The organism is Tessaracoccus flavescens, assembly GCF_001998865.1.
GTDB lineage: Bacteria > Actinomycetota > Actinomycetes > Propionibacteriales > Propionibacteriaceae > Arachnia > Arachnia flavescens.
Genome location: NZ_CP019607.1, coordinates 2,231,949 through 2,250,142 on the forward strand (window position 1 = coordinate 2,231,949; position 18,194 = coordinate 2,250,142).

The following is an 18,194-nucleotide window of genomic DNA, read 5'->3' on the forward strand; positions in this document are numbered from 1 at the left end:
AGGAACAACCGTGCTCTACGGCCCCATGCTCCACCCACAACTGCTCGGCGCCCTCGGCAGGGCTGGTCACGGGGGTAGGGTCCTCATCGGCGACGGGAACTACCCGTCCATGAACGGGGTCAACCCGTCTGCCGAGCGGATCTACCTCAACCTCGCCCCCGGCCTGCTCACGGTGAGCCAAATCCTCGACGTGGTGAAGGAGACGATCCCAGTCGAGGAGGTCTGCATCATGGTCCCGGCCGACGACGCCGTCGGCGTGGAGCGCCCTGAGACCATTCCCGCTCACGACGAGTACCGCGAGACCATGAATGGCGTGCCGTTCACAGAGATCAAGCGGTGGGAGTTCTATGAGGTGGCAAAGCGCCCTGACGTGACCGTGTTCATCCAGTCGGCCGACCAGCGCCTGTACGCCAACGTCATGCTGACGCTCGGCGTGCGCACCACCTGATTCCCATCACGACGCACACAACGGGAGGGGCGCCTCGCTTGGCGCCCCTCCCGTTGTTCGGAGATCAGCTGTTCTCTTCGATCAGCTTCATCCGCTCCGGATCGTTGGCGAAGACCTCCTTGAGGTTCGCCTTGGTCACGACGACGGGATCGAGCTGGTAGATCGGGACATCGACCTTGCCGTTGTTCTCGGTGGCGTCGCCCTCGGGCAGGGCCTCACCCTTCTGGGCTGCCTTGATCAGTTCCACGGTCTTACCGACCAGATCCTCCGTGGGCTTTGCGACGGTGGAGTACTGCTTGCCGGAGGCGATCCAGGCGATTGTCTCGTTCTCGGCGTCCAGGCCTGAGGTCACGGGGATCTCCTGGCCGGCCTGCTCGGCAGAGGTGATGATCGCGCGGGCGATGCCGTCGTTGGGGGCAAGCACGCCGTCGATCTTCTTGTCGGAGTAGAAGCCCGACAGGAGGGAGTCCATGCGGGCCTGGGCCTTGGAGTTGTCCCAATCCTGCGTCGCGGCCTGGGTGAAGTCCAGCTGGCCAGAGACGACCACGAGCGTGCCGTCGTCGATCTTCGGCTGAAGGACCTTCATTGCGCCCTCGAAGAACTTCGGGGCGTTCGGGTCTGCGGGGCTGCCCGCGAACAGCTCGATGTTGTAGGGGCCGGAGCCCTTCTCGGCTGCGAGGCCGTCCAGCAGAGCCTGTCCCTGCAGCTCACCGGTGCGGATGTTGCCGAACTGGATGACGCCGTCGACGGCGTCGGTGTTCTCGATGAGTCGGTCGTAGCCGAGCACGAGCACACCAGAGGACTTGGCCGTCTCGAGGACGGACCCGAGCTGGGTGCCGTCGACGGGGCCGACGACGATCGCCTCGGCACCCTGCTCGATCATGGCCTCGATCTGCTGTTGCTGCTGAGGCACCTTGTTGTCAGCCGCCTGGATGAGGGGCGTGAAGCCGGCCTCCGTGAGCTGGCTGTCGAACAGCGTCTGGGCTTCCTTCCAGTTCTGGGTGCCGAGCCAGGGGAGGGCCACGCCGATGGTCGCATCGGCGGCGAATCCTCCGGCCGCGGTTGAGGAGCTGCCTGAGGAGCTCGGGTCGGTTGACGTGGTGCCCTCACGACCGCCGCCGCAGGCGGTCAGGCTGAGAGCGGCCACGATCATCGATGCCACGAGTGGTGCTGCCTTGAACTTCATCGTGTTTCCTTTCATGCCTACGAGGGGATCGGAGGCTGTTTCCAGATGGGGTCTGGGGTGTGACTGAGGGGTCAGTCGGTCTTGAGGGGGAGCGGTTCGGCCTTGTCCTTGCTGAACCGACGCGTCATGGTGCCGATGATGGAGGGCTTGCCTGCGACCTTGTTGCGTACATCGAAGGCGACGGCGGCCAGCAGGACGAGTCCCTTGATGACCTGGGTCTGGTCGGCGCCGACACCCATCAGCATCAGGCCGCTGTTCAGGACGGCCATCACGAGGCCGCCGATCATGGACCCGGTGACGGTACCGATGCCGCCTGAGACGGCCGCGCCACCGATGAACACGGCCGCGATGGCGTCGAGTTCCCAGGCGGTGCCGTCGGTCGGGCCGGCCGCGGTGGATCGGCCGATGAACAGGATGCCCGCGACCGCGGCAAGGAAGGACATGTTCATCATCACGAAGAAGTAGACCTTTGGGACGCTGACCCCGGAGAGTGCAGCGGCGGCCTTGTTCCCGCCGACGGCGTAGATGTGGCGTCCAAAGCGGGTGCGCTGCGTGAGGATGTGGTAGATGATCACGAGACCGACGAGGATGAGCCCGGGAATCGGGAACGACGTGCCAGGACGGCCGCTGCCGAACAGGTAGGTGGCGTAGCCGATGATGACGGACACGAGGACGATGCGGGCAATGGAGGCCCACAGCGGTGCCTCGTGCTTGCGGGCGAGCAGGGCGCGCCGACGCCGCAGCTCATGTACAACGAACCAAGCGATGGCCACGAGGCCCAGCAGCAGGGTCGAGTTGTTCAGCCCCGTGTCTGGGCCCCACTCGGGCAGGTAGCCGGCGCCGAAGACGGTGAACTCGGAGGGGACCGGGACGGAGATGGACTTCGAGATCCAGATCACGAGGCCACGGAAGATCATCATCCCGGCCAGCGTCGTGATGAACCCTGGGATGCCCATCTTGGAGAGCCAGAATCCGTGCCACGCGCCGACGACGATGCCGACGACGAGGCCGAGCAGTAGGCCCAGCCACCAGGGGAAGCCGAGGTCGCGGATGCTGAGCGCGACGCACATTCCGACGAAGGCCGACACGGAGCCGACCGACAGATCGATGTGGCCCACGACGATCACCATCACCATGCCGATCGCCAGGACGAGCACGTAGGCATTGCCGGAGATCAGGTTCTGGAAGTTGGAGGGGGTGAGCATCCGCCCGCCGGAAATGACGTTGAACACGACGATGAGCGCGATCAGCGCTAGCGCCATGGTGTACTGCTGGAGATTGCCTCCGAACACCTGCTTGAGGTATTTCATGGTTGTTATCCCTTGTGTTTCAGGCTCAGGACAGTGCCTAGTCCGCTGGCACGGTCGAGGTGGTGGTCATGCGGCGCATCAGGGTTTCCTGGTCGGCGTCACGCGAGGCGAGCTCGCCGGTGATCTTCCCTTCGCGGATTGTGTAGATGCGGTCGGTGATGCCGAGCAGTTCGGGCAACTCGGACGAGATCACGATGACAGCCTTGCCCTGGTCGGCGATAGCGTGGATCAGCTTGTAGATCTCGTACTTCGCGCCGACGTCGATGCCACGGGTGGGCTCATCGAGGATCAGCACCTGCGGTTCGGTGTACATCCACTTCGCCAAGACGACCTTCTGCTGGTTGCCCCCCGAGAGTGTGGCCACGCCCACATCGACGCTGGACGTCTTGATCCTCAAGTCGGTGCGATAGCGCTCGGCGACGTGCGCCTCCTTGTCGAGCTGCAGCAGCCCGTGCGAGACGATGTCTTTGAGGTTGGCTGAGACGATGGTCGACTTGATGGAGTCCAGGAGGTTCAGCCCGAGCGTCTTGCGGTCTTCGGTCACGTAGGCAAGGCCGTCGCCGATGGCTTCGGCGACGGAGGTTGGGTTGATCTCTCTGCCGTCGAGCCACATCCGGCCGGAGAGGTAGGTGCCATACGAACGCCCGAAGAGGGAACGCATCAGTTCGGTGCGGCCGGCCCCCATCAGCCCGGCGAAGCCGACCACCTCGCCGCGGCGCACCGTGAAGGAGGCGTCGCAGCTGGCCAGCTTGCCTGGGATGTTCGGGTGTTCGACGTTCCAACCAGAGACCTCGAAGAGCGTCTCACCGATGTGCGGCTCATGCTCTGGGTAACGGTTCTCGATGGAGCGCCCGACCATGGCCTTGATGATGCGGTCCTCGTCGACCTGGCCGGCGGTGACGTCGTAGGTGTCGACCGTCTTGCCGTCACGGATCACCGTCACCGCGTCGGAGACGGCGGCGATCTCGTTGAGCTTGTGGGAGATCATGATGCACGTGATGCCCTTGGCCTTCAGCCCGCGCATGAGCTCGAGCAGGTTCTCCGAGTCGTCCTCGTTGAGGGCCGAGGTCGGCTCGTCGAGGATGAGGAGGCGCACGTTCTTGGACAGAGCCTTTGCGATCTCGACGAGTTGCTGCTGCCCGACGCCGAGGTTCTTCACGGGCGTGTCGGGGTCGATCTCCAGGCCGACTCGGGCGAGCAGTTCCATGGCCTGGATTCGTGCCGTGTTCCAGTCGATGAGCAGGCCCCGCACTACCTCGGAGCCGAGGTAGATGTTCTCCGTCACGGACAGCTCGGGGATCAGCGCCAACTCCTGGTGGATGATGACGATTCCCTGCTCCTCGGAGTCCCGGATGGAGGAGAATTTCATCTCCCTACCCTCGAAGAGGATGTGGCCGTCGTAGGTACCGTGCTGGTAGACCCCCGAGAGCACCTTCATGAGGGTGCTCTTGCCTGCGCCGTTTTCCCCGCAGATCGCGTGGATGTCTCCGCGCCGCACCTGCATGGTGACGTCGTCCAGCGCTCGCACGCCTGGGAACTCCTTGGTGATGCTCACCATTTCGAGTAACACATGACCGTTCGTCATTGCGCTCCAGTCCTCTGTGACCTGCCTGGGATCGACCTCGGCCCCATGGCTTCAACTAGTAAAGGCAAAGTTAGTATCCCACTTTGCTTGGCGTCAACTAGTAAAGCCAAGTGTTATCGAACTGTGACGTTTCTCGAGGTGGCGTTCGGTCTGAACTTTGGCCGTGGAGGTCGTAGCTGCGGCTCAGGGGTGCTCTTGTGTTTCTTTGGTGAAGGGAGTGGTCCCTGGCGCAGGCGCATTCACCCGCTGTATCACGCGCGTGGGGTAGCTTTGGGGCGTGATCGAGGTGCCAGGCGCTAGGGGTTCGCAGTCGTCGCTGCGTGAAGCCAATAGTGCTAGCCTCGTCGAGGCTGTCCGGCACTACGGCCAGGTCACCCAGGTCGAATTGGCTGCGCTGACGGGGCTGTCCCAGGCCACCGTTTCGAATCTCGTCAAGAATCTCCAAGCGGCGGGCATCGTGCAGACGAGCGCGACGGTGCGTTCGGGTCGGCGGGCTCAGGCAGTGTCGCTCGTGCGGTCCTCGGACTTGTCTGTCGGCGTCCACATCGGGCGTCGCCGCATGGAGGTCCTGATCGCGGACGCGTCATGGAGCGTGACGGCTCAGCAACGCTTCCCGCTGCCGGTCGAACACCGCTACGACACCACGCTCGATCGCGTCGCCATGTTGCTCGCTGAGCTCACCGATCAGGTGGGGGCTTCGCTCAATGAGGTTGGAACGGTCGGCCTCGCCATTCCCGGGGGCCCAGGCGGGCTCGACGCCTTGACCGGCTGGGATCAGATTGATCCGGCGGAGGTGCTGGGCAAGCGGCTCGGGCGGGAGGTGGTCCTGGTCCGGGAGGCCGAGGCGGTCGCGGTGGCTGAGGCCAGGTTCGGCGCGTTGCGAGGTGTCGGGTCGGCACTCGTGGTGCGTGCATCCTCGGTGACCGAGGCGGCCCTGGTGATCGATGGCAGACTCGCGCAGAGCGTAGGCGGTTGGGCTGGTGCGATGGGTCACATGGTGGCCGATCCCAATGGCCGAATCTGTCGCTGCGGTGCCCGCGGGTGCCTCAACACCGTTGTGTCTCAGGAGGCGTTGGCCGACCTCGTGCGGGTCTCGCACGGCCCATTGTCGCTTTCGGCGATCGTCCAGCGGGCCAACGACGGCGACCTTGGCTGTCGTCAGGTAGTTGCCCATGCGGCGACCGAGGTGGGCGCGAGGATCGCGGACGCGGCGACGCTGTTGGCGCCTCAACGGGTGTGCCTGTCTGGCCCGTTGACGGCGGGTGGGTTGTTCTTGGAGACGGTAGAGCAGGTGCTGAGAACCCGACCGTTGGTGCCCGTAGATTGTCTGATTCATGGCGAGGTGGCGGACGCAGAGGTCCGCGGCGCACTCGCCGTCGCCGGTGACCAGTCTGGTCCGTGGGTGAGCAGAAGGGATGAGCAGGATGGTCAGTGATCGAGTTCCCCTGCTGCGGGTCCGCGGAATCGGGAAGTACTTTGGAGGGGTTCGGGCTGTCGATGACGTCGACCTGAGCGTCGGTCGGGGTGAGGTCGTCGCGCTTGTGGGCGACAACGCCGCAGGTAAGAGCACCCTCGCCCGCCTCATCGCAGGGGTGCTGCAGCCCGATGTGGGTGCCATCGAGTTTGATGGCGCAGCCGTGTCGATTCCGACGGCTCAGGCCGCTATCGGGTTGGGGGTCGCGACCGTGTTCCAGGAGTTTGCCCTCATCGAGAAGCTCGACGTGACCACCAATATCTTCCTTGGCCGCGAGCTGATCAAGGGAGGGCTTCTCGATCGCGGCCGGATGGACGACCTGGCCAGGCAATACCTCGGGCGCCTCAACACGCGCATCGCCGATCTCTACCAGCCGCTCGGGGAACTGTCGGCAGGGCAACGCCAGTGCGTCGCCATTGCCCGCACCCTCGTGGCGCAGCCGAGGCTCGTGGTGCTGGACGAACCGACCGCCTCGCTGTCGGTGAGCCAGACCGCCGAGGTGCTTGGTTACATCGAAGATCTGAAGGATCGTGGGCTCGGTGTGATCCTGATCAGCCACAACCTGACCGATGTGCGTGCGGTCGCCGACCGGGTCGAGGTACTGAGGCACGGTCGCAATAACGGTTCCTTCCCCGCCGCCACCGCCACCTATGAGGAGATCCTGGCCGCCATCACGGGCGCGACTCACTCGCGCCCGTGACGTGAGCCGGCCTACAAAGAAGGCCGCTTGTTACCTGGGTAAGGGTGAAACGCGGGTACCTTCGGCGCCGATGAGTGCATCCGAACGGCGCGCAGGCCGACTCCCACGACGATGACCCCAACAAGCAGTCGGAGCGGATCGACTCGGCGATCGCCAACGGCGCCGTGGCGATCGTCCTCGACAACGCTGGGGCCGACGTCACTGTCGGGGCCGCGAAGAAGGCCGTCGACGTGGGTATCCCCGTGTTCCTGATTGACCGTGAGATGAACGAGACCGGCATCGCCAGGTCGCAGATCGTCGCGAACAACTCTCGCCTCGAACGCGGACAAGTACACGGTCTTCGCGATCGAAGGCTGACCGCGGGGGAGGGACGGTGCCGTGGACCACGCGGCGCCGTCCCTCCTTTTTGTGGGTGGGCACAGGTGGGATCGTTTCGGTCGTGTCACGTCTTGTAAGTTCTGCTTCATCGAATGAGGAGGTCCCCGTGCGTCCCACCTCCAGCCGCGTGAACACAGGCGCATCCTTCGGCGGCGCATCCTTCGGGAACTCCGGCGACCAACTCCGCCGGCGGCTGGATCAACGTCCTTGTCACCGACCTCGAGGAGGCGGAGGCCCTGCTGGAGCGGTGAGCCCAGGTTTCAGGACGTGCGCGTCAACGCGTGGCGGGGCCAGGGCATTTGGACAGGGTGAGGAGGCGACATGACCCAGAGCCCGACGACCGAGGCCGCACCGGTGCAGACCGGTTTCGACAGCTTCGTGACGAGCCGCGGAGGCCGACTGTGGCGCGCCGCGTGGTATCTCACCGGCGACCGGCACAAGGCGGAGGACCTGGTCCAGACCGCTCTGACCAAGGCGTACGGACGCTACGAGGCGCTCGGTGACGACGAGCAGTTCGAGGCCTACGTGCGCACCACCATGTACCGCACCTACGTGAAGTGGTGGCGGCGCAGGTGGAACGGTGAGCTGCCGAGCCACGACGTGCCGGAGGTCGCCGTCGACCCGACGCTGACCCCGGCCAGGATCGATCTGGCGCGCGCCCTGTCGGAGCTGCCGAAGATGCAGCGCGCCGTGCTGGTGCTTCGCTTCTACGAGGACCGCGCGGTGGCCGAGGTGGCCGGACTGCTCGGCATCTCGGAGGGCTCGGTCAAGACGCACTCCTCCCGTGGCTGCGCGAACCTGCGCCGCTCAACGCATCTGACCGAGGAGGCATCATGAGCGACATCCATGACCTGTTCCACGACAACGACACCGCCGACCCCACCACGAATGGCTGGGCGGAGGAGGTCCGCTCGAGGCATCGCCGCAACCGCGTGCTGACCGGCGTCGCCGCCGGCGTACTCGCGGTCGGCCTCGCGGTCCCGGTGGGCGTGACCCTTGTGAACCGTTCCGGCGGCACGCCCGTCGCCTCGCCGGCCACTCAGCCACCGAGCGTCGCGCCCAGTGACCTCGAAGAGAGCGCCGGCCCCGATCCGTCGGATCCGGTCGACCCGCCGATGGGTGCATCCATCTGCCAGTCGGGGGCCGACGAGATGGCCAAGCGGCTCGCCGAGGCGTCGCCGCAGCCGGTAAGGGAGGGCGCGACCACGGCGTGGCTCTGCGGAGACGGCGTCTACCAGGGCCCTCTCGACCCGCTGACCGAGGGGGTCGACGACGCGGTGAGGGCCTTCCTCAGCCAGCCGGAGGCTCCGCAGGACAGGGCGTGCACCATGGAGTACACGATGACCTACACGGTCGTGTTCGAGTACCCCGACTCCACCATCATCCCGGTCACAGGTGAACTGCACGGCTGCCGCACCACCAGCGACGGGGCGACGCAGCGCGAGGGCGGACAGGAGTTCCTCGACACGGTCAAGGGGCTCTGGACGAAACAGCGCGCGTCGAGCGACTTCATCAACGACACGATGACCGCCTGCGCCGAGGCGAGGCAGCCGATCATTCCGGTCGATCTCACCCAGCTGGTCGCGGCCCAGGTCTGCACCCGCAACGGGGAGGCGTGGGACACCGCCGGTCTCGGCGCCGACGAGGAGTTGGCTCGGCAGATCGTCGACTCCGTCGAGCAGGATGTCACCGAGGTCGGCGACACGTGGGAGTTCCGCACGCCGGAGCGCCGGATCGAGCTGGTCGACCGCTTCGGGGGGATCTTCACCCTCACCGAACTCACCGACGGCCGCTACACGTTCAAAGACGGCAAGGGCAACGACACGGCGTGGGAGCCCAGCCCCGAGCTGGCGAAGGCGATCGGGCTGGACTGATCTCGAGGTCGATGCAACCAGATCGGTGACTCAGAGCGTCGAGAGGGTAGGAGGTTGTGCCGATGACGACCCAGAAGCACCGCGCCACGCGTCGCGTCCTGCGGATCGTGCTCGTCGGCGTGCTCCTGATCGTCGGGCTCTGGGCGCTCACCTGGTGGGGCCTTGGGGGACCGACCAGCACGCGCGACCATTGCGCCGCCGCCTCCGCGAGCCAGGGGATCCCCTTTCCCTGACCCCGCGCGCCCGCGAAAACGACCGTGGCCCCGTCGAGAGACGGGGCCACGGTCGTGTCTGCTCACGGGATGCGCTTCGTCCAGGCCTCCGAGGAGAACTTCGTCTCGACCAGCTTCTCCGCCGCTTCCAGTTCCTGCGGGGTGTAGTCGCGCCGGGCGGTCTCGTACATCGAGGTGAAATGCTCCAGGAACGTGGCGATGATCTCGTCCCGGGGGAGCTGCGTCTGGGAGCGGAGCGGGTCGACGCGCTTGTTGGCCGACTTGGTTCCCTTGTCGGAGAGCTTCTCGCGCCCGATCCGCAGCACCTCGAGCATCTTGTCTGCGTCGATGTCGTAGGCCATGGTCACGTGGTGGACGACTACGCCTCCCGTGACACGGCGCTGAGCCGCGCCCGCGATCTTGCCCTTGTCGGAGGCGATGTCGTTGAGGGGGACGTAGCGGGCGTTGATGCCCACCTTCGCCAGCGCGCCCATCACCCACTGGTCCAGGAACTCGTAGCTGCGCTCGAAGCTGAGGCCCTCCACGAGTGATACGGGGACCACGAGCGAATACGTGATGCAGTTGCCGGGCTCCATGAACATGGCACCGCCGCCGGTGATCCTGCGCACGACGTTGATGCCGTGCTTCTCACGGCCCTCGTCGTCGATCTCGTTGCGGTACGACTGGAACGAGCCGATCACGACGAGCGGTTGGTCCCAGTCCCAGATCCGCAGGCTGGGGTTGACCTCGCCGCGCGCGAGCTCACCCGCGATCACCTCGTCGAGCGCGACGTGCATACGCGGGTCCATCGTCACCGGGCCGATCACATCGAAGGTGTGATCCGACCAGTCGGTGGTATGCCCCAACGCCCGCCGCACCGCGATGCCGACCGACTCCGGGGTGAAGCCGATCATCCGCACCTCGGGGGAGAGGCGGGCGTGGATCGCCTCGGCCAGGTCCGCGACCGACGCCGTCGACGGCTGGCCGACGAGCGCCGCGTTGATCACCTCGAGCGCCTCATCGGGCTCCAGGAAGAAGTCACCCGAGACGAACGCCTCGATGATCGTGCCGTCCCGGGTCTCGACATCGACCGCGACCAGCTTGCCGCCTGGAACCTTGAACTCTCCTCGCATGCCTCAGAGCGTAGCGGCCTCTTGGAAGTGGCCGCCCCACCGCGTGGACCATGCCGGGCGCCCCGGGCTTGATAGGGGAGGAAGGAGGATCATGGAAGCGGCGCTGACGGTGCGCGGCACCTGCCTGAGCGGCCCGTCGCCTGGCAGGATGCCAGCGTGAGCACGGACGCGTTCGAGGCCTACGTCCGCACCACGATCTACCGGACGTTCGTGTCCTGGTGGCGTCGCCGCAGTTGGCGAAACGAGCGGCCGGACGAGTGTGTCGGGGAGAGCGCGCAGATGGAGCTCCCGGGGGGCTTCTGCGACGGCTCGCAGCGGGTCGAGCTGCGCGACGCGCTGGCCACCCAGATCGGTGACGCCGCGCTCCTGCATGCCGATAAGGGCAGCGTGCAGGCCGTCGGGCCGGAGTGGATCGTGCTGGAGACCTCGTCCGGGGCGCGCCTCGTGCTCGGCTCCGTCGAGGACGGCTATGCCTTCAGGCAAGGGGATTCGCTGCTGTTCTGGCAGCCGTCGGCCGACTTCGCGGCAGAGCTGGACGCGCTGCTGAGGTGAAATGTAGCCTCCGTGACAACCTGACCTGCAGGTCGGTGCGTCGTGTGGTCGGAGGTGAGGCATGGCAGACATCGAATCGTTCATCGCGGACCGCGGACGCGACCTGTTGCGCGCCGCGTGGATGCTGACGGGCGATGCCCATCATGCCGAGGACCTTCTCCAGACGGCGCTCGCGAAATCTCTCGGCGCCTATCCCAGGCTCGCCAACGACCACAAGTTCGAGGCGTACCTGCGCACCACGATGTACCGCACCTACATCTCGTGGTGGCGCCGCCGCAGCTGGCGCTCCGAAACCCCGTCCGCATATCTGCCAGAGGTGAAAGAGGCGGAGCAGACGGTGGAGCTCCGGCTCGATGTGATGAAGGCGCTCGCCACCCTTCCGCGCATGCAACGCGCGGTGATGACCATGCGTTACGTCGAGGACCGTCCCGTCGCGGAGGTCGCCGAGGCACTCGGCATCAGCGAGGGCACCGTCAAGAAGTACGCACACCGTGGCTGCGCCGCTCTCCGCGAGTCGGCGCTCCTGCAGGAGGTTTGAGCCATGATCCACGAAGACGACCGGGACGTCGCAGAGGCGCTGCGCGCCGTTGCCCCCGACCCCGCCGTACCCGACGGCCTGCTCGCGGGGGCACGGCGCAAGCGGGCCCGCACCCGCGCCCTCGCGGGAACCGTCGGCGGCCTCGGCGTGGCCGCGCTGGCCGTCGGGATCGCCCTTCCTGCCATCCTGAGGCCCACCATGGTGGCCGACAACGCCGCCCAGGAGCCGGCACCCGCCGCGACGACGGCGTCAGAACTCCAGGACACGTCGTCCCTCGCCGCCCCCGCGACCGACCCGAGCGCCGCGACGAACCCGTCCGCTGAGGCCGCGGCGCTCGCCGCGCAGCGACTCGGGTGGGACGTCGTCCTGCGGGGTGAGGACGCCAACCGGGTGGTCTCGCCCAGCTCGCTGTCGCTCTCGCTCGCCATGCTGGCCGAAGGCGCGCGCGGAGACTCCCTCGCAAGCATCGACGAGACCCTCGGCCTCGCCGGCGAGGAGCGGGCGGCAGCGTTCTCGGCGCTGCGCGGTTCGCTTTCCGGCTACGCCACCGCGCCAGGAGACATCGATCTCGAGGAGCCGCCGGCCCAGCCCGCGATCCATCTCGCGAACCGGCTCGTCACCATCGACACCGATGCCCTTCCAGAGTTCGTCTCCCGGCTGGAGAGCGTCTACGACGTGCCGCTCGTCGCCGCCGACCGCGGCTCCGCGCAGGGCGTGCTGGACGCGTGGGTGAACGAGCACACTGCGGGCCTGATCGAGAAGTCGGGCATCGAGGTGACACCGGATACGAAGGTCGTCATCCAGGACTCGCTGCTGTTCGCGGCCGCCTGGCAGACACCCTTCGAGTTCGACGACCTGCCGCTCGACTTCGACGACGCAGGCACCGTCGAGGCGGTCCAGGGCATCGTCACGGCCCGCTACGCCGAGTCGGAGCGGTGGACCGCCGTCAGGCTGCCCTACGACGCTCGACTCTCCGCCGACGTGATCCTGCCCGCCGAAGGCATGGCGCCGACCGAACTCAGCGCCGACGACCTCGTCGCCGCGGATCGGGCGCTCGACGCGGCCCCCGAGGAGGAGATCGACGTCACTATGCCGGAGCTGGACCTGGCAGCGAAGAGCGACCTGATCGAGGCGCTTCCCACGGTCGACCTCACCGACCTCAGCGGCATCATCCCCGACGGGACGATCGAGCAGTGGGTGCAGCAGTCCGTGCTGCAGGTCTCGGCGAAGGGCACCGTCGGCGCGGCGGTGACCGAGGCCGCGGTGGAACAAGCACTTGCGCAGAGCGACCGCCGCGTCGTCGTCGACCGCGGCTACGTGTTCCGGGTCGCCGACACCGAGACCGACTGGCCGCTGTTCCTCGCCTCCGTCACCGACCCGGCAGCGAACTGAGGCCACGATGATCTCCTTCAGGATCCTCGCCGCACCGCTCCTCGCGGCCACGCTGCTCGTCGGCTGTTCCGCCTCGGCAGGGGAGGAGGTGCGGGGCCGGGAGGCCGTGCTCGCCCTCGCCTACGACTCAACGCCGAAGGTGGAAGCGGCGGCTCAGGCGAGCCAGCGCCTCGCCTGGAAGGCGATCGAGGCGACGGACGGGCCGAACCGGCTGACCTCGCCCAGCTCGTTGGCGATGAGCCTCGCCATGGTCGCCGAGGGCGCACGCGGCGACTCGACCTCGAGCATCGAGGCGGAACTCGGCCTCGCAGGCGAGGAGAGGGGGAGTGCCTTCGGCGCGCTGCGCCAGTCCCTCGCAGGCTATGAGAGCCTCCCGGAGAAGGTCTCAGTCGATGACCCGCCCGAGACGCCCATCGTGCACCTCGCCGGCCAGGTGCTGTCGATCGGGGCGACGCCCGAGGCGGACTTCCTGGACGCCCTCGCCCGCTACTACGACACGCCCGCGACCGTCGCCGACCGCGGACGGGCACAGAAGGCGCTGGACGGCTGGGTACGCAGGAACACTGCGGGCCTGATCGAGCGCTCCGGGATCAGGGTGACCGAGGCCACCTCGGTCGTCGTGCAGGACGCAGTGCTGTTCGCGGCCGCCTGGGGCAACGGGGAGATGGACGAGACCAGCCTCGAGTTCGCCACCCCGGCTGGCACACAGCGGGTCGACGCGATCTCCGCAACCGTCCGGGTCAGCTACGCGGAGGACCCCGAGGGTCGGTGGCGGGCCGTCCGGCTGCCGTACGACGATGCGCTCGCTGCCGACGTCATCATCGCCGATTCGCCGACGATCGCCGACCTGGAGGCCGTGTCGGACAGCCTCGACACCGCGGAGCAGGTGGACGTGGTGGTCACGATGCCGAGCTTCGATCTCAGCGGCAGCACCGACCTGCTCGCCGCGCTCCCGGGGTTGGACCTGAGCGATCTGTCCGGCATCACACCCGGGGGGACGGCGGAGCAGTGGACCCAGCAGGTGCGGCTCCAGGTCGGGGCGCGCGGCACCGTCGGTGCAGCCGTCACGGAGTTCGCGGAGGCGGGGTCGGCCCCCGTCGAGCAGGCGCCGATCGAGTTCACGGTCGATCACCCCTACGTCTTCCGGGTCTCCGACACCAGGACGCACTGGCCCCTGTTCCTCGCCGCGATCGCTGATCCGACCGCCGAGTGAACGGCGGGGATCAGTCCTCGGGAAGGGTCCTCGTGCCGTAGACCGACTCCCAGTCCTCGATGAAGACGTCGACGGCGTGCGTGATGTCGGGCACGGACAGCGCCTGGCGCAGCAGCTTCGGTGACAGCGTGACGGCGTCGGCTCCGGCCTCGAGGGCGTGTGAGACCTGCACGATGTTCTTGAAGCTCGCGGCCATGATCTTGCTCGGCGCGTCGAAGCGCTTGATGAACCCGGCCAGCGCGGTGAGCGTGCCCTTCGTGTCGATGTCGAGGGCCTGCATGCGGTTGTAGTACGGCGCGAGGTAGTCGACGCCGGTGGCGATGGCGAGGAAGCCCTGGGTCTTGGAGTAGATCGCCGTCGCCGTGACGTTGACGCCCTCCTCCTTCAGGTGGCGCATGGCTGCGATGCCAGCCTCGGTGGTGGGGATCTTCGGGTAGACCTGATCGTCGATCTTGTCCAGGAGGCGGTGGGCGTCGTCGATCATCCCCTGCGCGTCCTTCGCGAGGACCTGCACGTGCAGCGTCCGCTCCTTGCCGATGATCTCTCGGAGCCGGCGGAAGTGCGGATAGAAGTCGACCTTTCCCTCCTTCTTCAGGATCGACGGGTTGGTCGTGACGCCGGTCACCGGGTAGATGGGGGTCAACCGCTCGATGTCGTCGAGGTTGGCCGTGTCGAACAGGATGTCCACGGGGGTGAGCCTTTCATTGAGCCACACCATTGCACCACCTGGCGGCCCGTTTGTGTGCACGTCGGGCAGGGGTGAGCGGCGGGGAGGGTGGTAGCCGGGGCCTCGCGTCGTGGCCTCGCCGTCATGGATCACGACGTGTGCAGCCGGCTTCGCTGACCCGCCGAAGAGGTCGGCCCCCGGTGAGCTGATGGAGCAGCTCACCGGGGGCCGAGTTCATGCCCGGCCGGGCGTTGGGGGGACACCCGGCCGAGGGCCAGGGAGTCACTGCCGGAACAGGACCAGGTTGTTGAACACCCACTGGGTGGACTGGGTGAAGGTGTATCCGCCGCCCTGCTTCGGGATGGCGCTGAACACGGTCGCCCGCGTGCAGCTGCGGCAGGCGCCACGACCGGTGGCAGCGGTGTCGCACACCGTCTGCCAGTCGCGTCCGTCGGCCGCCTTCCACGTGCCCGCCTGGCCGAGCGGGTTTCCCTTCCACTGGGCGCGGGTCATGTGCGGGAGATAGGTCAGGTTGTTGAAGGCCCATCCCTGGCGGAGGCTGAACCCGCCGGAGGCATCGCGGGTGACGGTGGTCGCCCAGATGTCCGTGCGGCAGCGCGTCGTCTGCGAGTACTTCTCGCAGGTGGTGTTCCACTGGCGGCCGTTGAACACGGGGTGGCCCGGCACCGTGTAGGGCACCGACGGCGCCCACGTCGGCGTCGTGGGCTGGACCGTCGGCTTCACGGTCGGGGTGGGCTTAGCGGTGGGGGAGGCCGAAGGGGTCGGGGAGGGGGTCGGAGCCGGGGCGGCCTCCACCTTGATGATGAAGGTCTGCTCGGCCGTCCGCTCACCCGGGTCGGTCACCGTGACCAGCACCTCGAAGGTGCCTGCAGCGGTGGGCGCACCGGTGATCTCGCCGGTCTCCTCATCGATCACGAGACCGGCGGGCAGGCCCTCGGCCGCGAACCGGAGCGGTCCGGTGCCCGTCGCCTGCGGGGTGACCTCGAGGCTCAAGCCCACCTTCGCGTCGACCGCGGAGATGGCGGCAAGGGTCGGGGCGGGGTCGTCCGCCTGCGCTGCACGCACCGACAGTTCTGCGATCGAGACGAACTTGTCGACGGTGTCGCCGTAGGTGCTGAGCACCCGGAGCCGGACGAACTTCGCGGTCACGTCGAGCCGAGGGCCGCGTGCTGCCGCAGCAGCTCCGGCTGCTGGGAGGCCAACGCCGATCGCGGCCTGGTCGCCCGTTTCGACTGACGGGATGCGATGAGCACTTTTCCGGGTTCGTTGATCCCGAAAAGGTTTGCGGGGCGCCTTAGCTTAGGCGCATCGAGTCCGGAAAGTGCTCATCGCCACACCCGCGCCGAGCGTCGCCCGGTGAGTGGTCGCCTCAGGCGTCGTGGGTCGTCCCTCTGCCCCTGCGGTTGCCGATCCGGGGGCGACGCTGAGCCGGGCCCTGCTGTTCGCCTGGGCCGACGTCGCGGCGCTGTTCCTCGGTGTAGGCGGCCGCCTGCCGGGCGTCGTCCATCGAGGCGCCCGCCGCGCGGGCCGAACGCATCCGCGAGACGCTCGCCGTGTAGGCGCTCATCGCGGGCGCGGCGCGGGCGACGTCGTAGGTCATCGAGTGCTCGCGACGGATGCCGATGGAGGCGCCCACCTCGATGGCGTCCTGGTTGGCGCCGAGGTAGGAGAAGCTCCAGTCGTAGACGTTCTCCTGCTGCTCGATGAGGGCCTTGATCGCGGCATGGGTCCACTCCCTCGACGAGTTCTCCATACCGTCGGTCATGATGCCGACGATGACGGTGCCGGGCCGTTCGTGCTCGGGGAGGGCCGCGAGCCGGGCGCCAGTGTCGGTGATCAGCCGGGCGATCGAGTCGAGCAGCGCGGTCATCCCGCGCGGCTGCAGGTCGAGCTTCGGCACGTCGGCGATCGGCAGGTTCTCGTAGGTGACCTCGTAGTCGGTGTCGAACTGGGCGAGGGTGACGGTGCACTCGCCGGGCTGTTCGCGCTGCTCCGCGATGAACGCGTCGAAGCCGCCCTCGGTGTCGGTCTTGATGGACTGCATCGAGCCTGAGCGGTCGAGCAGGAAGGCGAGATGCGTGCGGTTCGGGTCGGTCATGGTCGTGCTCCTCTGTCGGTTCGTGCGGATGCTGGGGGTCAGTCGCGAGGGGCGCCCCTTCCCCGCCTGCGTGGGACGAAGCGCATGGGTGCCGCGGCTGGATCCTTCTGGTGCAGTTCGTGCTGCGCGATGGTCACGTCCTGCGCGCCCACCCGGCCCTCATCCGAGGCGTACGGGGCGAGCAGCGCGCTCCTCGCCAGCCGGGGGCTCACGCTGTTGGGTGCGACCCCGGCCGCCTGGGCCACCTCCCGGAACGAGTAGCCGGACACGACCGCCTCCGCGAGGGCCTCGTTGTAGGCCTCGTCGAGTCGCTCACGGGCCGCGGCCAGCGCCGTCACCCGTGCCATGGGTTCGTGTTCGTGCTGGGCTGCCGCGAGCGCCTCGCTCGCGGCGACGGTCAGTTCCTCGGACTTGGACATGTCTCCAGTATTGCTCGGAAACTGCGCATGCGCAATAGTTGCACACAGGCAGTGTCTGCACGTATGTCTCGTGTGCTCGTGACGGTGTTCCGACGCGCTGCATCGGGAGCAGGCGTGCCATCTGGGCATCTGCCCAGGTTTCGGATCAAACCCCACCCCGCTCTGGCGAAGGGGTTTCGAAGGCTGTAATCTTTTCAAACGAAAGCACTTCGCAAAGCAATCGAAAGCAGCTCAGCCCGACAATGTCAGTCGCACGCGAAAACGAGATCATGTCGCGCCTCAGCGATGACGGCGCGCTCACGGTCTCCACGCTCGCCACGGAACTCGGCGTCTCCGAGGTCACGATCCGCGGCGACCTGCGCTCCCTCGAGCAGCAGGGGATGCTGGTGCGCACGCGTGGCGGCGCCCGGCCGACCACGTGGAAGCACATCCTGCAGCGCGAGAAGATCAACGTCGAGGTCAAGCAGCGGATCGCCCAGCAGGCGGCGACCATGGTGCGCGACGAGGACACCGTGATGATGGAGGCCGGCACCACGACGGCCCTGATCGCCCGCTACCTGACCGCGCGCCGCGGCGTGCAGATCGTCACCAACTCGGCGCTCGTGTTCAACACCGCGCGCGCCAACCCCGCCCTCAACGTCATCCTCACCGGTGGCGTCTTCCGCCGCGAGTCCGAGTCGTTCGTCGGCCCGACGGCGGAGCGTTCGATCGCCGACTTCAACACCCGCATCGCCTTCCTCGGCACCGACGGCTTCTCCCCGGAGCGCGGGCTCACCACCCGCTTCGTCGAGGGCGCCCAGGTCGCCTCGCTGATGAGCGAGCGAGCCGAGGAGACCTGGCTCGTGGCCGACTCTTCGAAGTTCGGCCAGGCGGGGTTCGTCAGTTTTCTGCCCATCGACAAGATCACCGGCATCATCACCGACTCCGGCCTGTCGAAAGAGGCAGTCGAGGCACTGCAAGAGCACACCCGCGTGTGCATCGTCTAACCAAGGAA

General features: G+C 67.3%; 20 protein-coding genes. 12 read left to right on the plus strand and 8 right to left on the minus strand.

Annotated features, from left to right (window positions below):
* Positions 1-10: 10 nt before the first annotated feature.
* Positions 11-448: an RbsD/FucU family protein gene (locus tag BW733_RS10660; RefSeq protein WP_077350360.1), complete on the plus strand. Its 438-nt coding sequence runs from the start codon at positions 11-13 to the stop codon at positions 446-448.
* 64 nt (positions 449-512) lie between these two features.
* On the opposite strand, the gene BW733_RS10665 is transcribed toward BW733_RS10660, so the two are convergent.
* The 3 genes from BW733_RS10665 to BW733_RS10675 all read right to left on the minus strand — a co-directional run bounded on the left by BW733_RS10665 (position 513) and on the right by BW733_RS10675 (position 4,502).
* On the minus strand, positions 513-1,634 hold the full coding sequence (locus BW733_RS10665; RefSeq protein WP_077350362.1) for a substrate-binding domain-containing protein: 1,122 nt from the start codon (positions 1,632-1,634) through the stop codon (positions 513-515).
* 71 nt (positions 1,635-1,705) lie between these two features.
* On the minus strand, positions 1,706-2,944 hold the full coding sequence (locus BW733_RS10670; protein ID WP_077350364.1) for a sugar ABC transporter permease: 1,239 nt from the start codon (positions 2,942-2,944) through the stop codon (positions 1,706-1,708).
* A gap of 37 nt (positions 2,945-2,981) precedes the next feature.
* Positions 2,982-4,502 carry an ATP-binding cassette domain-containing protein gene (locus tag BW733_RS10675; RefSeq protein ID WP_237268164.1) on the minus strand — a complete coding sequence of 507 codons (1,521 nt, stop codon included), beginning with the start codon at positions 4,500-4,502 and terminating at the stop codon, positions 2,982-2,984.
* 304 nt (positions 4,503-4,806) lie between these two features.
* On the opposite strand from BW733_RS10675, the gene BW733_RS10680 reads away from it, so the two are divergent.
* From BW733_RS10680 to BW733_RS18280, 6 genes are all read left to right on the plus strand, one after another.
* On the plus strand, positions 4,807-5,964 hold the full coding sequence (locus BW733_RS10680) for an ROK family transcriptional regulator (protein ID WP_077350368.1): 1,158 nt from the start codon (positions 4,807-4,809) through the stop codon (positions 5,962-5,964).
* A gap of 106 nt (positions 5,965-6,070) precedes the next feature.
* Positions 6,071-6,703, plus strand: a complete 633-nt coding sequence (locus BW733_RS10685) for an ATP-binding cassette domain-containing protein (protein WP_237268165.1) — start codon at positions 6,071-6,073, stop codon at positions 6,701-6,703.
* A 74-nt stretch (positions 6,704-6,777) separates the two neighbouring features.
* Positions 6,778-7,158, plus strand: coding sequence for a type 1 periplasmic-binding domain-containing protein (locus BW733_RS19010; RefSeq protein WP_202970177.1), 381 nt, complete (start codon positions 6,778-6,780; stop codon positions 7,156-7,158).
* 244 nt (positions 7,159-7,402) lie between these two features.
* On the plus strand, positions 7,403-7,918 hold the full coding sequence (locus BW733_RS10695) for a SigE family RNA polymerase sigma factor (protein WP_077350372.1): 516 nt from the start codon (positions 7,403-7,405) through the stop codon (positions 7,916-7,918).
* A complete protein-coding gene (locus BW733_RS10700) occupies positions 7,915-8,955 on the plus strand; it encodes a hypothetical protein (RefSeq protein WP_077350374.1) in 1,041 nt (346 codons plus the stop codon). Before BW733_RS10695 ends, BW733_RS10700 begins: the two co-directional genes overlap by 4 nt.
* A 62-nt stretch (positions 8,956-9,017) precedes the next feature.
* Positions 9,018-9,188 (plus strand): hypothetical protein, encoded by a 171-nt coding sequence (locus BW733_RS18280; RefSeq protein ID WP_161490208.1) that lies wholly within the window; start codon positions 9,018-9,020, stop codon positions 9,186-9,188.
* A 62-nt stretch (positions 9,189-9,250) separates the two neighbouring features.
* On the opposite strand, the gene lplAB is transcribed toward BW733_RS18280, so the two are convergent.
* Positions 9,251-10,300 (minus strand): lipoate-protein ligase LplAB, encoded by a 1,050-nt coding sequence (lplAB, locus tag BW733_RS10705; RefSeq protein ID WP_077350376.1) that lies wholly within the window; start codon positions 10,298-10,300, stop codon positions 9,251-9,253.
* Between the two features lie 156 nt (positions 10,301-10,456).
* Between lplAB and BW733_RS10710 the strand changes: the two genes are divergently transcribed.
* The 4 genes from BW733_RS10710 to BW733_RS10725 all read left to right on the plus strand — a co-directional run bounded on the left by BW733_RS10710 (position 10,457) and on the right by BW733_RS10725 (position 13,995).
* On the plus strand, positions 10,457-10,852 hold the full coding sequence (locus BW733_RS10710) for a SigE family RNA polymerase sigma factor (RefSeq protein WP_077350378.1): 396 nt from the start codon (positions 10,457-10,459) through the stop codon (positions 10,850-10,852).
* 61 nt (positions 10,853-10,913) lie between these two features.
* Positions 10,914-11,390: a SigE family RNA polymerase sigma factor gene (locus BW733_RS10715; RefSeq protein ID WP_077350380.1), complete on the plus strand. Its 477-nt coding sequence runs from the start codon at positions 10,914-10,916 to the stop codon at positions 11,388-11,390.
* Between the two features lie 3 nt (positions 11,391-11,393).
* Positions 11,394-12,782, plus strand: coding sequence for a serpin family protein (locus tag BW733_RS10720; RefSeq protein ID WP_077350382.1), 1,389 nt, complete (start codon positions 11,394-11,396; stop codon positions 12,780-12,782).
* Between the two features lie 7 nt (positions 12,783-12,789).
* Positions 12,790-13,995 carry a serpin family protein gene (locus tag BW733_RS10725; protein ID WP_077350384.1) on the plus strand — a complete coding sequence of 402 codons (1,206 nt, stop codon included), beginning with the start codon at positions 12,790-12,792 and terminating at the stop codon, positions 13,993-13,995.
* 10 nt (positions 13,996-14,005) lie between these two features.
* On the opposite strand, the gene BW733_RS10730 is transcribed toward BW733_RS10725, so the two are convergent.
* From BW733_RS10730 to BW733_RS10745, 4 genes are all read right to left on the minus strand, one after another.
* Positions 14,006-14,683 (minus strand): fructose-6-phosphate aldolase, encoded by a 678-nt coding sequence (locus BW733_RS10730; protein WP_077352904.1) that lies wholly within the window; start codon positions 14,681-14,683, stop codon positions 14,006-14,008.
* 261 nt (positions 14,684-14,944) lie between these two features.
* Positions 14,945-15,832 (minus strand): Ig domain-containing protein, encoded by an 888-nt coding sequence (locus BW733_RS18615; RefSeq protein WP_202970178.1) that lies wholly within the window; start codon positions 15,830-15,832, stop codon positions 14,945-14,947.
* Between the two features lie 220 nt (positions 15,833-16,052).
* Positions 16,053-16,781: a vWA domain-containing protein gene (locus BW733_RS10740; protein WP_202970179.1), complete on the minus strand. Its 729-nt coding sequence runs from the start codon at positions 16,779-16,781 to the stop codon at positions 16,053-16,055.
* Between the two features lie 38 nt (positions 16,782-16,819).
* Positions 16,820-17,200 (minus strand): RNA polymerase sigma factor, encoded by a 381-nt coding sequence (locus BW733_RS10745; protein ID WP_077350389.1) that lies wholly within the window; start codon positions 17,198-17,200, stop codon positions 16,820-16,822.
* A 242-nt stretch (positions 17,201-17,442) separates the two neighbouring features.
* Here BW733_RS10745 and BW733_RS10750 point away from each other — a divergent pair, with 242 nt between their 5' ends.
* Positions 17,443-18,186 (plus strand): DeoR/GlpR family DNA-binding transcription regulator, encoded by a 744-nt coding sequence (locus BW733_RS10750; protein ID WP_077350391.1) that lies wholly within the window; start codon positions 17,443-17,445, stop codon positions 18,184-18,186.
* Positions 18,187-18,194 lie beyond the last annotated feature (8 nt).

What these genes read in the sequence shown, in the direction of transcription:
- BW733_RS10715 (WP_077350380.1), top strand. Translation starts at nt 10,914, where the DNA reads ATGGCAGACATCGAATCGTTCATCGCGGACCGCGGACGCGACCTGTTG.
- BW733_RS10700 (WP_077350374.1), top strand. Translation starts at nt 7,915, where the DNA reads ATGAGCGACATCCATGACCTGTTCCACGACAACGACACCGCCGACCCC.
- BW733_RS10720 (WP_077350382.1), top strand. Translation starts at nt 11,394, where the DNA reads ATGATCCACGAAGACGACCGGGACGTCGCAGAGGCGCTGCGCGCCGTT.
- BW733_RS10725 (WP_077350384.1), top strand. Translation starts at nt 12,790, where the DNA reads ATGATCTCCTTCAGGATCCTCGCCGCACCGCTCCTCGCGGCCACGCTG.
- BW733_RS10695 (WP_077350372.1), top strand. Translation starts at nt 7,403, where the DNA reads ATGACCCAGAGCCCGACGACCGAGGCCGCACCGGTGCAGACCGGTTTC.
- BW733_RS10670 (WP_077350364.1), bottom strand. Translation starts at nt 2,944, where the DNA reads ATGAAATACCTCAAGCAGGTGTTCGGAGGCAATCTCCAGCAGTACACC.
- BW733_RS10740 (WP_202970179.1), bottom strand. Translation starts at nt 16,781, where the DNA reads ATGACCGACCCGAACCGCACGCATCTCGCCTTCCTGCTCGACCGCTCA.
- lplAB (WP_077350376.1), bottom strand. Translation starts at nt 10,300, where the DNA reads ATGCGAGGAGAGTTCAAGGTTCCAGGCGGCAAGCTGGTCGCGGTCGAT.
- BW733_RS10665 (WP_077350362.1), bottom strand. Translation starts at nt 1,634, where the DNA reads ATGAAGTTCAAGGCAGCACCACTCGTGGCATCGATGATCGTGGCCGCT.
- BW733_RS10675 (WP_237268164.1), bottom strand. Translation starts at nt 4,502, where the DNA reads ATGGTGAGCATCACCAAGGAGTTCCCAGGCGTGCGAGCGCTGGACGAC.
- BW733_RS18280 (WP_161490208.1), top strand. Translation starts at nt 9,018, where the DNA reads ATGACGACCCAGAAGCACCGCGCCACGCGTCGCGTCCTGCGGATCGTG.
- BW733_RS10745 (WP_077350389.1), bottom strand. Translation starts at nt 17,200, where the DNA reads ATGTCCAAGTCCGAGGAACTGACCGTCGCCGCGAGCGAGGCGCTCGCG.
- BW733_RS10750 (WP_077350391.1), top strand. Translation starts at nt 17,443, where the DNA reads ATGTCAGTCGCACGCGAAAACGAGATCATGTCGCGCCTCAGCGATGAC.